Annotated in this window: 13 protein-coding genes; 4 read left to right on the top strand and 9 right to left on the bottom strand. The window is 75.3% G+C overall.

Annotated elements, in window-relative coordinates; translation table 11 throughout:
* Positions 1–3: 3 nt before the first annotated feature.
* Genes EYB28_RS04930 through pdhA form a run of 4 tightly spaced genes read right to left on the bottom strand, consistent with a single transcriptional unit; the run spans position 4 to position 5,313 of the window.
* Positions 4–1,626: a carboxyl transferase domain-containing protein gene (locus EYB28_RS04930; protein ID WP_166845344.1), complete on the bottom strand. Its 1,623-nt coding sequence runs from the start codon at positions 1,624–1,626 to the stop codon at positions 4–6.
* Positions 1,623–3,011, bottom strand: a complete 1,389-nt coding sequence (locus tag EYB28_RS04925; protein WP_166845343.1) for a dihydrolipoamide acetyltransferase family protein — start codon at positions 3,009–3,011, stop codon at positions 1,623–1,625. Before EYB28_RS04925 ends, EYB28_RS04930 begins: the two co-directional genes overlap by 4 nt.
* Positions 3,008–4,036 (bottom strand): alpha-ketoacid dehydrogenase subunit beta, encoded by a 1,029-nt coding sequence (locus tag EYB28_RS04920; RefSeq protein WP_240930393.1) that lies wholly within the window; start codon positions 4,034–4,036, stop codon positions 3,008–3,010. Before EYB28_RS04920 ends, EYB28_RS04925 begins: the two co-directional genes overlap by 4 nt.
* Positions 4,033–5,313, bottom strand: a complete 1,281-nt coding sequence (gene pdhA, locus EYB28_RS04915; RefSeq protein WP_166845341.1) for a pyruvate dehydrogenase (acetyl-transferring) E1 component subunit alpha — start codon at positions 5,311–5,313, stop codon at positions 4,033–4,035. The genes EYB28_RS04920 and pdhA overlap by 4 nt, the downstream gene beginning before the upstream one ends.
* Positions 5,314–5,453: 140 nt before the next feature.
* Between pdhA and EYB28_RS04910 the strand changes: the two genes are divergently transcribed.
* From EYB28_RS04910 to EYB28_RS04900, 3 genes are all read left to right on the top strand, one after another.
* Positions 5,454–5,927, top strand: a complete 474-nt coding sequence (locus tag EYB28_RS04910; RefSeq protein WP_166845340.1) for an Lrp/AsnC family transcriptional regulator — start codon at positions 5,454–5,456, stop codon at positions 5,925–5,927.
* Between the two features lie 78 nt (positions 5,928–6,005).
* The gene (locus EYB28_RS04905; RefSeq protein ID WP_166845338.1) at positions 6,006–7,070 is read left to right on the top strand and encodes a substrate-binding domain-containing protein; all 1,065 of its coding nucleotides are present in this window, start codon (positions 6,006–6,008) and stop codon (positions 7,068–7,070) included.
* Positions 7,071–7,161: 91 nt separating this feature from the next.
* Positions 7,162–8,178, top strand: a complete 1,017-nt coding sequence (locus EYB28_RS04900; protein WP_240930392.1) for a hydroxyacid dehydrogenase — start codon at positions 7,162–7,164, stop codon at positions 8,176–8,178.
* 13 nt (positions 8,179–8,191) lie between these two features.
* Here the strand turns inward: EYB28_RS04900 and EYB28_RS04895 are convergent, their stop codons facing one another.
* Entirely contained in the window at positions 8,192–9,532 is a 1,341-nt protein-coding gene (locus EYB28_RS04895) for an MFS transporter (protein WP_205710842.1), read from the bottom strand.
* Positions 9,533–9,593: 61 nt separating this feature from the next.
* Between EYB28_RS04895 and EYB28_RS04890 the strand changes: the two genes are divergently transcribed.
* The gene (locus EYB28_RS04890; RefSeq protein WP_166845336.1) at positions 9,594–10,142 is read left to right on the top strand and encodes a TetR/AcrR family transcriptional regulator; all 549 of its coding nucleotides are present in this window, start codon (positions 9,594–9,596) and stop codon (positions 10,140–10,142) included.
* Here EYB28_RS04890 and EYB28_RS04885 read toward each other — a convergent pair.
* The 4 genes from EYB28_RS04885 to EYB28_RS20590 all read right to left on the bottom strand — a co-directional run bounded on the left by EYB28_RS04885 (position 10,127) and on the right by EYB28_RS20590 (position 13,522).
* A complete protein-coding gene (locus EYB28_RS04885) occupies positions 10,127–10,900 on the bottom strand; it encodes a nucleoside/nucleotide kinase family protein (protein WP_166845334.1) in 774 nt (257 codons plus the stop codon). The two genes, EYB28_RS04890 and EYB28_RS04885, sit on opposite strands and share 16 nt — an antisense overlap.
* Positions 10,897–11,775, bottom strand: a complete 879-nt coding sequence (locus tag EYB28_RS04880) for a PfkB family carbohydrate kinase (RefSeq protein ID WP_166845333.1) — start codon at positions 11,773–11,775, stop codon at positions 10,897–10,899. The genes EYB28_RS04885 and EYB28_RS04880 overlap by 4 nt, the downstream gene beginning before the upstream one ends.
* Positions 11,776–11,814: 39 nt before the next feature.
* The gene (gene mgrA, locus EYB28_RS04875) at positions 11,815–12,876 is read right to left on the bottom strand and encodes an L-glyceraldehyde 3-phosphate reductase (RefSeq protein ID WP_166845332.1); all 1,062 of its coding nucleotides are present in this window, start codon (positions 12,874–12,876) and stop codon (positions 11,815–11,817) included.
* Between the two features lie 475 nt (positions 12,877–13,351).
* Positions 13,352–13,522 (bottom strand): BBE domain-containing protein, encoded by a 171-nt coding sequence (locus EYB28_RS20590; RefSeq protein ID WP_370459501.1) that lies wholly within the window; start codon positions 13,520–13,522, stop codon positions 13,352–13,354.
* Positions 13,523–14,206: the final 684 nt, after the last annotated feature.

Here is a 14,206-nt window from a genome sequence, read left to right as displayed (position 1 = left end):
CGATCACATCCGGAAGAGTCCGAAGGCGGGCTCGGTCAGGGGGGTGCGCGAGCACACCGCGAGGGCCATGCCGAGCACCCGGCGGGTGTCGGGCGGGTCGACGATGCCGTCGTCCCAGAGCCGCGACGTGGCGTGGTACGGGTCGCCCGCGGCCTCGTAGTCGTCCCGGATCGACGTGCGGAACGCCTCCTCCTCCGCGGCGTCCCACTCCTCGCCGCGACGGGCGAGCTGGTCGCGCTTCACGGTGGCGAGCACCGACGACGCCTGCTGCCCGCCCATCACGGAGATCCGCGAGCCGGGCCACGACCACAGGAAGCGCGGGCCGTACGCCCGCCCGCACATGGCGTAGTTCCCGGCGCCGAACGAGCCGCCGACGATCACGGTCAGCTTGGGCACGCGGGTGGTGGCGACGGCGGTGACCATCTTGGCGCCGTCCTTGGCGATGCCGCCGGCCTCCGCGTCGGTGCCGACCATGAACCCGGAGATGTTCTGCAGGAACACCAGGGGGATGCCGCGCTGGTCGCACAGCTCGACGAAGTGCGCGCCCTTGAGCGCCGACTCGCGCAGCAGCACGCCGTGGTTGGCGAGGATGCCCACGGGGTGGCCGTGGATCCGCGCGAAGCCCGTGACGAGGGTGCTGCCGTACTCGCGCTTGAACTCGTGCAGGTCGCTGCCGTCGACGAGGCGGGCGATCACCTCGCGCGGGTCGTAGGGCTGCTGCACGTCGGTGGGCACGGCGGCGTACAGTCCCGCGGGGTCGACGGCGGGCTCGACGCTCTCGGCGACCTCCCACGCGGGCTCCGGGTCGGGCGGCAGCGTGGCGACGATGTCGCGCACGATGTCGAGCGCGTGCTCGTCGTCGTCGGCGAGGTGGTCGACGACGCCGGAGCGGCGCGCGTGCAGGTCTCCCCCGCCGAGCTCCTCGGCGGTGACGTCCTCGCCGATGGCGGCCTTCACCAGCGGCGGGCCGCCGAGGAAGATCGTGCCCTGGCCGGCCACGATGACCGTCTCGTCGCTCATGGCGGGCACGTAGGCCCCGCCGGCGGTGCAGGAGCCGAGGACCGCGGAGATCTGCGGGATCCCCGCCGCCGACAGGCGCGCCTGGTGGTAGAAGATGCGCCCGAAGTGGTCGCGGTCCGGGAACACCTCGTCCTGCCGGGGCAGGAACGCCCCGCCCGAGTCCACCAGGTAGACGCACGGCAGGCGGTTCTCCAGCGCGATCTCCTGCGCCCGCAGGTGCTTCTTCACCGTGAGCGGGTGGTAGGTGCCGCCCTTGACCGTGGCGTCGTTGCAGACCACCATCACCTGCCGCCCGGCGACGACGCCGATGCCGGCGACCACCCCGGCGCCCGGCCACTGACCGGCCTCGCCCGGGTCGGCGTCCACCCCGTAGGCGGCGAGGGGAGCGATCTCCAGGAAGGGGCTGCCCTCGTCGAGCAGCCGGTCGACCCGGTCGCGGGGCAGCAGCTTGCCGCGGCCGGTGTGCTGCGCGCGGGCGCGCTCGGTCCCGCCCGCCGCGGCGATCTCGGTGCGCTCGCGCAGCCGGTCGGCCAGGCCCCGCTGGGCCGCCTCGTTGGCCCGCGCGGCGTCGGCGCGGGCGTCGACGGCGCTGGTCAGGGCGGTCATGCGGCACCTCCCTCGGTCGTGACGTCCCCGCCGTGCAGGAGCGCGAGCGCCGGGTCGGCGAGCAGCCCGCCGAGGTCGGCGAGGAAGCGGGCGCCCTGCTCGCCGTCGACCACCCGGTGGTCGAACGTGAGGCTCAGCGTGGTCACCTGCCGCAGCGCCACCTGCCCGTCGTGCTCCCAGGGGCGGCGGACCACCTGCCCCAGCCCGAGGATCGCGGGCTCGCCCGGGTTGAGGATGGGAGTGCCGGCGTCCACGCCGAACACCCCGACGTTGGTGATGGTCAGGGTGCCCCCGCTCAGCCGCTCCGGGGCCGTGCGCCCGGCGCGGGCGGTGGTGACCAGGTCGCCGAGCGCGGCGGCGAGGTCGGGCAGCGCCATCGTGTCGGCGGCGGGCACGTGCGGGACGACGAGGCCCCGGTCGGTCGCCACGGCGATGCCGAGGTTCACGTGCGCGGGCCGCACGATCTCGGCGCCGCCGTCCGGCAGGTCCTCCCACCGGCTGGTCAGCGACGGGTGGTCGGGCAGCAGCACGCACAGCGCGCGGGCGACGAGCGCGAGCACGGTGACCCGGGTCCCGCGGGTGCGCGGGTGGTCGCGCAGCCGCTCCAGCAGCTCCATGCTGCGAGTGACGTCCACGGTGAGGAACACCGACGCCTGCGGCGCGGTCCGCACGCTGTCCACCATCGCGGCGGCGGTGTGCTTGCGCACGCTCCGCACGGGGGTGCGGGTCTCGGTGGCCCCGTTCGACGACGACTCCGGCGCGGGCACGGCCGCCTCGACGTCGGCCCGGGTGACGCGCCCGTGCGGGCCCGAGCCGGCGACCGACGCGAGGTCGATGCCGCGCTGCCGGGCGAGCGTGCGCACGACCGGGGTCGAGCGGGGACGCTCACCGGCGGCCGGCGCGGGGGCGAGGGTCGCGGCCGCTGCGGCGTCGGCGTAGCGGCGCGGACGACGGCGGGGCCGCCCCTGCCGCTCGGGCCGGGCGCCGTACCCGACGAGGTTCGGCTCGCCCGGGCTCTCCTCCCCCGAGTTGTCAGACTCTCCGCGAGGTATCTCCCGCGCTGGACCTGACAACTCGGAGGCTGTGGAGTTGTCAGACTCAGCGCCTGGTATACCCCGCGGAGAGACTGACAACTCGTCGGCGGGGAGCTCGAAGGTGACCAGCGGCTCGCCGACGTCGACGGTCTCCCCCGCATCGGCGTGCAGCGCCTGCACGACGCCCGCGACCGGGGACGGCAGGTCGACGATCGCCTTGGCGGTCTCGACCTCCGCGATCACCTGGTTCAGCTCGACGGTGTCGCCGACGGCGACGCGCCACTCGACCACCTCGGACTCCGTGAGGCCCTCGCCGAGGTCGGGGAGCCGGAAGACCCGTGTCGTCGTCATGCCCCCACCTCCGTGCGCTGTGCCCGGGCAGGCAGCGCGACGCGCCCCAGCGCGCGGTCGACGCCGTCGAGGATGCGGTCGAGGTCCGGCACCTGGTGTCCCTCCAGCTTGGCGGGCGGGTACGGCACGTCGTGGCCGGTGACCCGCACGGGCGCGGCCTCGAGGAACTCGAAGCAGCGCTCGGTGATCGTCGCGGCGGCCTCGGCACCGAGCCCGGCCTGCCGCGGCCCCTCGTGCACGACGACGAGGCGCCCGGTGCGCCGCACCGACGCCGCCACCGCGTCGTGGTCGATCGGCGACAGCGACCGCAGGTCGATCACCTCGACGCCCACGCCCTCGTCGGACGCGGCGACGGCGGCGTCCAGGGCGGTCGCGACCTGCGAGCCCCAGGTGACGAGGGTGACGTCGTCGCCGTGCGCCGCGACGCGCGCGGCGCTCATCGGGTCGGCCGTCGCGAGGTCGACGTCGGGGTCGACCTCGCCCTTGACGTGGTACCGCCGCTTGGGCTCGAAGAAGACGACGGGGTCGTCGCAGGCGACGGCCTGGCGCAGCACCGTCGCGGCGTCCTGCGGGGTCGCGACGGACACGACCCGCAGCCCGGCCGTGTGCGCGAAGTAGGCCTCGGGCGACTCGGAGTGGTGCTCGGCCGCCCCGATGCCGCCCGCCACGGGGATGCGGATCGTCACCGGCAGGGTCACGGCCCCGAGGGTGCGGGCGCGCATCTTGGCGAGCTGGCTGACGATCTGGTCGAACGCGACGTAGACGAAGCCGTCGAACTGGATCTCCACCACGGGCCGGTACCCGCGGTACGCGAGGCCGATCGCGGTGCCGAGGATGCCCGACTCGGCGAGCGGCGTGTCGACCACGCGACGCGGGCCGAACTCGGCCTGCAGCCCGTCGGTGACGCGGTAGACGCCGCCGAGGCGGCCGATGTCCTCGCCGAGCACCATCACGGACGGGTCGTCGGTCATGGCGCGGCGCAGGCCGGCGCCCAGCGCCTTCGCGAGCGTCATGGTCGTCGTCATCGGGCACCTCCCTCGGCCTCGGCCGGCGCCTCGTCGCCGAGCGTCGCCAGGTAGTCCGCGTACGCGTCCCGCTCCGCGGCGAGGGCCGCGTGCGGCTCGGCGTACACGTGCTCGAAGATCCGCGACGCCGGCGGGTCGGTCAGCGCGAGGCACCCGGCGCGCAGCTCGGCGGCGGTCCGGTCCGCCGTCTCGCGGACCTCCTGCTCGACGGCGTCGGTGAGGGTGCCGCGGGCCCGCAGCCAGGCGGCATACCGCTCGATCGGGTCGCGCCGGCGCCAGGACTCGACCTCCTCCGTGCTGCGGTAGCGGGTGGGGTCGTCGGCCGTCGTGTGCGGGCCCATGCGGTAGGTGACCGCCTCGATGAGCGTCGGGCCGCCGCCCGTGCGCGCCCGGTGCAGCGCCTCGCGCGTCACGGCGAGCACGGCGAGCACGTCGTTGCCGTCCACGCGCACGCCGGGGACGCCGAAGCCGGTGCCGCGCTCCGCCAGCGGCACGGGCGCCTGCAGGGACACCGGCTCGGAGATCGCCCACTGGTTGTTCTGGCAGACGAAGACGGTGGGCGTGGACCAGGTGGCCGCGAACAGCAGGGCCTCGCTCACGTCGCCCTGGCTCATCGCGCCGTCGCCGACGTACGCGACGGTGGCCGCCGTCCCTCCGTCGGGCACCCGCCCCGGGTCGCGCTCCGCATCGCACAGGATCCCGAACGCGTACCCGACGGCGTGCAGCGCCTGCGCGCCGATGATGACCTGGGGCGTCGCCATGCCGACGTCGTACGGGTTCCATCCGGAGGCCGCGACGCCGCGCCACACGGGCGTGACCTGCTCGGGCCGCACACCGCGGATCATCGCGACCGCGTGCTCCCGGTAGCTGGAGAAGACGAAGTCGTCGTCCCGCAGCGCGCGGGCCGACCCGACCTGGGCGGCCTCCTGGCCGAGCAGCGGCGGCCACAGGGCCAGCTCGCCCTGCCGCTGCAGGGCCGTGGCCTCCGCGTCCAGGCGCCGGGACACGACCATGTCGGCGTACATGCGCCGCAGCAGCGTCTCGGCCGCCTCGTCGCCGGCGTCGACGTCGGCCAGCCAGCGGTCGAGCGCCGGGTCCGGGTGCCGGGCCCCGGTCCGGTCGAGCAGGCGCCGGACGTCGTCCGTCCCGGCGGGCGCGCCCGTGTCGGTGTCGTCGTGGACCGCCGGCGTGCTGGTGCGCTCGCCGGCCTCGTGCTCCCGCGCCGTGCCCGCTCGTGACGGGTCGACGCGGGCCTTCGAACCCATGGTGCTGGGCATCGTCGCCTCACCTCGCGTCGGGTGGTGCGCTCGTCGTCGAGCGCCCGATACGGCGAACGTAACGCCGCTCACAGCCACCGACCAGCACTCCGCTCCCGGCTGCGCGGTGTGCTCAACCGGGCGCCGCTACGCTGAGCGATGTGCCCCGCTACGACGCCGTGGACCTGAGGATTCTGACGGCCCTCGCCGACGACCCGCGAGCGCCGATCGCCGCCCTGGCGGAGCGGCTGCGGGTCTCGCGCAACACGGTGCACGCCCGCCTCGCCCGGCTGGAGGAGGCCGGCGCCTTCCTCGACTTCGACCGGCGGATCGACCCGCACTACCTGGGGCACCCGCTCGCCGCCTTCATCGAGGTCACGGTGCGTCAGCAGCAGCTCGCCCGGATCGTCGAGGACCTCGCCCGCATCCCCGAGGTCGTCCAGGCGTACGGCCACAGCGGCGCCGCGGACCTGCGCGTGCACGTCGTCTGCCGCGACACGGACCACCTGTTCCGCATCGACGCCGCCATCCTCGCGATCGAGGGCGTCGAGCGCACCGAGACGTCGCTGTCCATGGGCGAGCTCATCCCCTACCGCATCCGCCCGCTCATCGAACGGGCGCAGCGGGACCTCTGACCGCGCTCCGCGCCACCGGTCGTTCAGGTTCGATCGTTTCCGTGCACCGTCGGCCGGCAGCCCGTACGCTCCCTCGCCATGGACGACCGAGGAGGAGCGCGGCTCGCCGCCGAGCGGCACGAGATGATCCTCAACGAGGCCCGGCTGCGCGGGTTCGTCAAGGTGGTCGACATGGCCCAGCGCCTGGGTGTCTCGGTCGTCACCGTCCGCCGGGACATCACCGCGCTGGTGGAGGCGGGCGAGCTCGCGCGCGTGCACGGCGGCGCCACCCTGCCCGCCGCACCCGCGGCGGGCGCGGCCCGGCGCCCGCTGGCCACCGTCGGGATGATCCTGCCGGCCTCGCGGTACTACTACCGGAGCGTGGTCGCCGGGGCGGAGGAGGCCGCGTCCCGGGCGGGGATGCGCCTCGTCCTCGCCGTGTCGCACTACGACCCTGCCGAGGAGGAGCGGCTCGTGGGGCGCATGCTGCGCGCCGGCGTCGACGCGCTGCTGGTCGCGACGGCGGAGCCGCCGCGTGACGCGCCGCCCGGGTGGCTGGGGACGGTCGGGGTCCCGACCGTCCTCGTCGAGCGCCGCTGGGACGGCCCGGAGGCCGAGTACGTCCGCTCCGACCACGGGGCGGGCGCACGCCTGGCCGTCGAGCACCTCGCGGCGCACGGTCACGCCCGTGTCGGGCTTGCCGTGCGCACCTCGACCCCGACGTCGCCCTGGCTCGTCCAAGGTTTCCGCGAGGCGACGGGGCCCGGCGGGCCGGCCGCCGCCGGCTTCGACCCGGTCGACCTGGTCAGGCCCGCGGACGGTGTCGCGGTCCGGGACCGCGGCCTCTCGGAGCTCCTGGACCGCTGCGGCGCGACGGGCACGCGGGCGGTGCTGGTGCACACCGACGAGGACGCCGTCGCGCTGCTCGGCCTCGCGAACGACCGCGGGCTCCGGGTGCCCGAGGATCTCGCGATCGTCGCCTACGACGACGAGATCGCGGCGCTGGCTCCGGTGCCGCTCACCGCGGTCGCGCCGCCGAAGCGCGACGTCGGGCGGGCGGCCGTGGACCTCGCGGTCCGGCGCCTCTCGTCGTCCGGGGACCTCGCGACGCAGCAGGTCACGCTCCTGCCACGGCTGGTCGCGCGCGACTCCGTCACCGGATGACCGGTTCTGTTCGCTCTGGTCGATGCGGCTTGACCGTGATCGGGTCGCCCGACGAACAATGACGGTCAGCCGGCGACGACGAGGAGCAGCCATGCCACGACCCAGCACACGCCCCACGGTGGCGTTCGCGATGGCGCCCGGCCTGCGGGGACGGCTGTTCGCGCCCGCGGACCTGGCGCGGCTCGCCGAGCTCGCGGAGGTCGAGGACGGCGTGCTGGACGAGTTCGGGTCCGCCGCCGCGCGCGCCGTCCTGGCGCGGACCGAGGTGCTGGTGACCGGCTGGGGCAGCCCGTCCGTGACCCGCGCGGTGCTCGACGGCGCGCCCCGGCTGCGCGCCGTCGTGCACGCCGCGGGCTCGGTGAAGCACCACCTGCCGGACGAGTTCTGGGACGCGGGCGTCGCCGTCAGCACGGCCGCGGACGTCAACGCGGTCCCCGTCGCGGAGTACACCGTGGCCATGATCGTGCTCGCCAACAAGCGCGTCGGCGACATGGCACGGCGCTACCGCGAGCACCGGCGGGACGAGGACTGGAACGGCCTGTTCCCCGACGCGGGGAACTACCGCCGGACCGTCGGGGTGGTGGGCGCCTCGAAGATCGGGCGCCGCGTCCTGCGGCTGCTGGCCGCGTACGACCTGGACGTGCTGCTCGCCGACCCGTACGTCGACGAGACGGAGGCCGCCTCCCTGGGTGCGCGGCTCGTGGACCTGGACACCCTGGCCGCCGCCAGCGACGTCGTCTCGCTGCACGCCCCCGCGCTGCCCGAGACCGAGCACCTGGTCGACGCCCGCCGGCTCGCCCTCATGCGCGACGGAGCGACGCTGGTGAACACGGCGCGCGGGTCCCTCGTGGACACGGCGGCCCTCACGGACGCCGTCGTGGCCGGGCGCCTGCACGCCGTGCTCGACGTGACGACGCCCGAGGTGCTGCCACCCGACTCCCCGCTGTACGACCACCCGCACGTGGTGCTGACCCCGCACGTCGCGGGGTCGGTCGGTGCCGAGCTGCACCGCATGGGCGCCTTCGCCGTCGACGAGGTGGGCCGGCTCGCGCGCGGCGAGGCGCTCGCCGCGCCCGTGGACGCCGCGTCCCTGCACCGCACGGCCTGACCACGCCGGCCCGTCAGGGTGGCGGCTGCATGCTCCGACGCTCCGTGGGGAGGAACAAGCCGACGAGCCCTGCCGTCGCGATCAGTCCCGCCATGACGAGAAAGGCCTCTTGCCCCCCAGGCGGTGCCGGAAGTGCGACGAGAGCGGCGAGCCCGATCGCTCCGCCGAACTGCTTGGCCGTGTTCATCAGTCCAGCGGCCGCACCCGCGTCGCGCCCGCCGACACCGTGCGTGACCGCGGCCGCGAGCGGGGTACCGAGCAGCCCGCCGCCGGTCCCGACGAGCAGCGAGGGGACGAGGACCGTGACCGGATAGCTCGTCACGGGCACGAGCCCCTGGACAAGGAACCCGAGGGCGGCGATGCCTGAGCCGGCAGCGACCAGCGCCCGCACCGAGCAGCGCCGCAGCAGCCACGGAGTCCCCCATGTGGTCACGGCCAGCATCACGACCGTGAGAGGGACGAATCCCAGGCCGGTCGCTGCCGCCGAGAACCCCATGCCCTCCTGCATGAGGAAGGTCAGGAAGTACCAGACCGACACCTGGAGACAGGTGCCCGCGAGCAACGTCGCGGCGTTGCCCGTCAGGACGGTTCGGTTGAGCCACAACCGCAACGGCACCAGCCTTTCCGACGCGGCGCGCTGCTGGAGCGCCAAGGCGACGAACAGCGCGGCCCCGACGGCGACCGACGGCACGACCTCGCGTACCGCCCCACCGTCACCGAGGCGCGACACCGCGTAGGTGACCGCCGTGAACGCGCCCACGACGAGCATCGACCCCAGGGCGTCGACGCGCCCCCGCACCGTCTCACGACGACGGACCAGTCGGCGCGAGCCGACGAGCACGACGAGACCGATCGGCAGATTGACGAGCAGCACGGCGCGCCACGAGACGTACTCGGTCAGCACCCCGCTGAGGACGTTCCCGACACCACCGCCCGCCAGGCTCGCACCCGTCCAGATCGCCATGGCGCGCACCCGCGGCGGCCCCTCGGCGAACCAGATCGTCAGGAGCGCGAACGTGGCGGGCGAGACCACCGCGGCGGACACCCCCTGCACGGCGCGCGCCGCCGTCAGGACACCCCCGTCCGGCGCGACACCGCCGAGCACGCCGGCGGCGGTGAACGCCCCGATGCCCCAGACCAGCGCTCGTCCCGCGCCGACGACGTCGCCGAGGCGCGCGCCGGCCAGGATCGTCCCGGCAAACCCCAGTGTGTAGGCCAGCGCCACCCACGACGTGCCGCTGTCGGTCAGTGTCAGCTCGTCCCGGATCGCGGGGAGAGCGACGTTCAGCACGGACGCGTCGAGGACGACCAGCACCTGCGCCACGCAGGCCACCCACAGAACCGTGTGCTCCAATGAACGTCTTTGATACACCTGTATCATCGTGCGACCGTATCAACAGCTGCGAGGGATGTCGGTGAGCGAGCAGGAACGTCGGTCCCAGATCGTCGAGGCGGTCGAGCGGGTCATGGCGCGCGACGGCGTCGACGCCGTGACCATGCGAGCCGTCGCGGCTGAGGCGGGGGTCTCGCTCCGCCTGGTGCAGTACTACGGGAAGTCCAAGGACGAGCTGCTCCTGACCGCGCTGCACCACATGTCCGACCGCAGCGTCAGGCACTGGCACGACTTGATCGCGGCCGCGGGGGACGACTCCCGAAAGGCGCTGCGAGCCTTCTTCGACGCGGCGCTGCCGACCGACCCTCAGAGTCGCGCCTTCCACCGCCTGGGCGTCTCGCTCGAACAGCTCGCGATCGCCGACCCGGACGGTGTCGGCGCCGTCTATCAGAACCACCTGCGTCAACTGGCCGACGCGCTGGTCCCGCACCTCCGCACCACCGAAGGCCTCGGCCGGGAGCGGGCGTACGAGGTCATGGCGCTGTCGCACGGCCTCGGCACCCTCGTCATGACCGACGTCCTGACGCCCGAGCAAGCGCGATGGGTCGCGGCCGCCTACCTGGACCGCTGAGCGTCCGCGGGACCCCCCAATCGCCTCGGGCCCGTGCGTCCACCCGCCGGTCTCGAACTCCGGAGCGGGTCAGGCCCCGGACCGCTGGGGGGCCGGCCCTCCCCGACCACGAGCAGGTCGGCGGCGTCGCGGGTGCGGGCGATCAGGTCCGCGTTCGCCTGGTCCGAGCCGCGCGCCCACCGGTGGGCGTCGTCGGGGCTCTTGCCGAAGGCGCGGTGCCGCTCGGTCAGCCGCGCGAGGCGCACGTCGTCCGGCACGTCGACGTACCAGACCTCCGCCATGCGGGCGCGCGCCCGCGGCCACGCGCCGGACGCCGCGAGCAGGTAGTTGCCCTCCGTGACGACGAGCGGCACGTCCGCGCGCACCTCGACGCCGGCCGCGACCGGCTCCTCGATCTCGCGGCGGAACACGGGGGCGTAGACGGGCGGGTCGCCCGGGCGCGCGTCGGCCAGCCGGTCGACCAGCGCCGCGTACCCGGCGTCGTCGAACGTGTCGATCGCGCCCTTGCGCTCGCGGCTGCCGTGCGCGGCCAGGACCGCGTCCGACAGGTGGAAGCCGTCCATGCCGACCTCGACGGCGCGCTCCGGCCCGAGCACGTCGACGAGCGCCCGCGCGAGCGTGGACTTGCCCGCGCCGGGCGGGCCGGTGATCCCGAGGACCGCGCGGCGGCCGGGGACGGCGAGCGCGCGGGCGCGCCGCACGAGCTCGTCCGGGACCGGGGTGCCGCCTCCGAGGACGCCGTCGGGGCTGCCGCTCATCGGATGGCCGCCGGCAGGTGGTCCAGCCAGGAGCGCGGGCCGACGTGCGCGACCCGCGCGGACGCGACGCCGGCGGCGACGGCGCACGCCTCGGGCAGCGCCTCGCCCCGCGCGAGGGCCGCGGCGAGCGCTCCGTGGAACGCGTCGCCGGCGCCGAGCGTGTCCCGCGCCTCGACGCGCGGCACGTCGACCGTGCCGGACCGTCCGCCGGCGGACCACTCCACCGGGTCCGGCCCGTGCGTGACGACAACCTGGCGCGCCCCGAGCGCGCGGGCGCCCGCCGCGGCGTCGTCGTGGCCCGGGACGGCGAACACCGCGGACAGCGCGGCGACGTCCGCCGCAGGCAGCAGGTCGGCGAAGACGGGCCGCCACCGGCCGGCGTCGAGCACGACACGGGGCCGGGACTGCGCCGCCTCGCCGACCGCCAGCACGGCGCGCGCGAGGGCGGGATGGTGCCCGTCCAGCAGGACGACGTCCGGGGCGGGCAGCGCGGCGAGGCCGCCCGGGGCGGGCGCGGGGGCGGTGGCGAGCGCCGCGTCGGCGGAGACGACGGACCGCTCGCCCGTCGCGTGGTCGACGAGCACGGCCGAGACCGCCAGGGGGAAGTCCTCGCCGGGCGCGACGACGTCGTGCACCCGGACGCCGTGCGCCTCCAGGTCGCCGCGGGCGGCGGTGGCGACCGGGCCGCTCCCGAGCGCGGTGACGAGCACGGCGTCGGCGCCGAGCGCCGCCGCCGTCACGGCCGCGTTGGCGGCGGGGCCGCCCGCGGCGACGTCCTGCCGCGTGGCGGTGACCTTCTCGTCCCGCCCGGGCCGCGCCGGCGCGCGGTGCACGACGTCGAGCGTCGTCAGACCGACGCACCAGACGACTGCCATCAGCTCTCCTCCTCTTCCTTTGCGGGCGCCCACAACATCTCAGCGGCCGGTGCCGTCCACGGCGTGCGGCTCGATGGCGGCAATCTCGTCCTCCGTGAGCGGCCCGGCGGCGAGCGCGCCGACGTTGTCCTCGAGCTGCGCCACGGAGGACGCGCCGATCAGCGCGGACGTCACCCGCGGGTCGCGCAGCACCCACGCGAGCGCGAGCTGGGCGAGCGTCTGCCCGCGGCCCTCCGCGATCTCGTTCAGCGCGCGGGCGCGGGCCAGGTACGTCTCGCTCAGCGCCTCGGCGGACAGGAACGGCGAGTCGCTGCGTGCGGCGCGCGAGCCGGCGGGCGCCTCGCCGGAGAGGTACCGGCCGGTCAGCAGGCCCTGGGACAGCGGGGAGAACACGATCGTGCCGACGCCCAGGTCCTCGACGGCGTCGAGCAGCGACTCGCTCTGGCGCCCGTCGTACGGGTCCTCGCGGTCGGCGATCTCGACGTGCCGGTTGAACATCGAGTAGCTGGGCTGGTGGATGAGCATCGGGGTGCCCAGGTCCTCCAGGATGCGCGCGGCCTCGCGGGTGCGCGACGGCGAGTAGTTGGACACGCCCACGTACAGCGCCTTGCCCTGCTGGACGGCGGACGCGAGCGCGCCCATCGTCTCGGCCAGCGGCGTCGACGGGTCCGGCCGGTGATGGTAGAAGACGTCCACGTGGTCCAGGCCCATGCGGGTCAGCGACTGGTCGAGCGAGGAGAGCAGGTACTTGCGCGACCCGTGGTCGCCGTACGGGCCGGGCCACATGTCGTAGCCGGCCTTCGTGGAGATGACGAGCTCGTCGCGGTAGGGGCGGAAGTCCTTGGCCAGGTGGCGGCCGAAGTTCTCCTCGGCGCTGCCGTAGGGCGGGCCGTAGTTGTTCGCCAGGTCGAAGTGCGTGACGCCGAGGTCGAACGAGCGGCGCAGCACCGCCCGCTGGGTGTCGAACGGGTTCACGTCGCCGAAGTTGTGCCACAGGCCCAGCGACAGCGCGGGCAGGTCCAGGCCGGAGCGGCCGGTGCGGCGGTAGGTCATGGTGTCGTACCGGCCGTCGTCGGCCAGGTAACGAGGAGCGAGAGGCATGGCCCCATCCTGGCAGCACTCACCGACGGGCACGGGCCGGGACAGGTGCGACGAGTCGAGGCGCCGGGGCCGGCCCGTCCCGGTGGGGCCCCGTGCCCGCCGTCGGTCATCATGGGAGGCGACGCGGGCCCCAGTCCCGCACGACGTGCGGGAGGACCGGGTGGACGACGACCGGGGGGCGCGCCGCGACGCGCCCCGCACCACGGAGTGGGCGGTCGCCCTGGGCGTCGCCGCGCTGGTCTGCGCCCTGCTGCCGGTGGTGGGCGACTGGGTGTCGGGGCCGCTCGGCGTCGTGGCCCTGGCGCTGGGCACGCTCGGCGTGCACGCCGCCGAGCGGGACGGCCGCCCGGGGGTCGCCCGGGGGCTCGTCGGGGCGACGCTCGGGCTGGTCGCGGTCGCCGTCGTGGCGTTCTCCGTGGTGGCGGGCCTGGGGCACGACGGCGGCGTGTGAACCGGCCGGGACGGTCCGCCGTCGTCACCGCGCCGGCGGCACGGGGAAGTTGGCCCGGAACACGTTGTGCGGGTCCCAGTCGCACTTGACCTCGCGGAGCCGCGAGAGCGTCGGCTCGGGGAAGGCGTCGGCGACCCGCTCGGGGCGGGTGTCGGTGTCGAACGACAGGTAGAGCCCGTCGGTGTGCGGCGCCATGGTCGTGTCCCAGGCGGCGTCGAGCCGCCCCTGGTCGGCGGCCATGGCCGACAGCAGGAAGCTCTGGTGCCGGTGCGCGTAGGCCGTCGCGGCGGGGTCGACGTCGTTCCCGGCCCCACCCGTGGCCCGGATCTGCAGGAAGTAGGCCTCGCCCGACAGCGCGAGCCGCTCGAATGCCCGGGCGGTCGCGGTGTCCAGGTGGTCGACGAGACCCGACCGCACGGCCGGGTCGCCGCCGCCCGCGTGCTGCTTGTCGCCCGCCTGGACGACGCCCGCGTACGGCAGCAGGTACGCCTGGTGGCCGAGCAGCGGGCCCGTGGCCGCGAGGCGCTCGAGCTGCTCGACGGCGGCGTCGGTGTCGTCCCCGGCCCAGACACGGTCATGAGCTGGGCGACCGGGCCCTGCTGGTCCGACCGGCCGTCGCTGCCGTCGGCCAGGCGGCCGCGGCGTCCCGGCGACAGGATCAGGAAGCTCGTCAGCTCGCGCGGCGCGGACTCGACGGCCGCGCCCCAGCGCTCCAGCAGCCCCGCGACGTCGCCGGCGTCGAGCGTCATCTGGGAGAAGACGACGTCGCCCAGCTCCATGGCCTCGATCTCCACCCACGTGACGACGCCGAGGTTGCCGCCCGCGCCGCGCAGGCCCCAGAACAGGTCGGGGTGCTCGTCGGCGGACGCGCGCACGACG

Origin of the sequence: Isoptericola sp. BMS4, from assembly GCF_011634835.1 — a bacterium.
Taxonomy (GTDB): domain Bacteria; phylum Actinomycetota; class Actinomycetes; order Actinomycetales; family Cellulomonadaceae; genus Isoptericola.
This window is presented reverse-complemented; position numbering and strand designations above follow the sequence as displayed.

What these genes read in the sequence shown, in the direction of transcription:
- EYB28_RS04930 (WP_166845344.1), bottom strand. Translation starts at nt 1,626, where the DNA reads ATGACCGCCCTGACCAGCGCCGTCGACGCCCGCGCCGACGCCGCGCGG.
- EYB28_RS04925 (WP_166845343.1), bottom strand. Translation starts at nt 3,011, where the DNA reads ATGACGACGACACGGGTCTTCCGGCTCCCCGACCTCGGCGAGGGCCTC.
- EYB28_RS04920 (WP_240930393.1), bottom strand. Translation starts at nt 4,036, where the DNA reads ATGACGACGACCATGACGCTCGCGAAGGCGCTGGGCGCCGGCCTGCGC.
- pdhA (WP_166845341.1), bottom strand. Translation starts at nt 5,313, where the DNA reads ATGCCCAGCACCATGGGTTCGAAGGCCCGCGTCGACCCGTCACGAGCG.
- EYB28_RS04905 (WP_166845338.1), top strand. Translation starts at nt 6,006, where the DNA reads ATGGACGACCGAGGAGGAGCGCGGCTCGCCGCCGAGCGGCACGAGATG.
- EYB28_RS04900 (WP_240930392.1), top strand. Translation starts at nt 7,162, where the DNA reads ATGCCACGACCCAGCACACGCCCCACGGTGGCGTTCGCGATGGCGCCC.
- EYB28_RS04885 (WP_166845334.1), bottom strand. Translation starts at nt 10,900, where the DNA reads ATGAGCGGCAGCCCCGACGGCGTCCTCGGAGGCGGCACCCCGGTCCCG.
- EYB28_RS04880 (WP_166845333.1), bottom strand. Translation starts at nt 11,775, where the DNA reads ATGGCAGTCGTCTGGTGCGTCGGTCTGACGACGCTCGACGTCGTGCAC.
- mgrA (WP_166845332.1), bottom strand. Translation starts at nt 12,876, where the DNA reads ATGCCTCTCGCTCCTCGTTACCTGGCCGACGACGGCCGGTACGACACC.
- EYB28_RS20590 (WP_370459501.1), bottom strand. Translation starts at nt 13,522, where the DNA reads ATGGCGCCGCACACCGACGGGCTCTACCTGTCGTTCGACACCGACACC.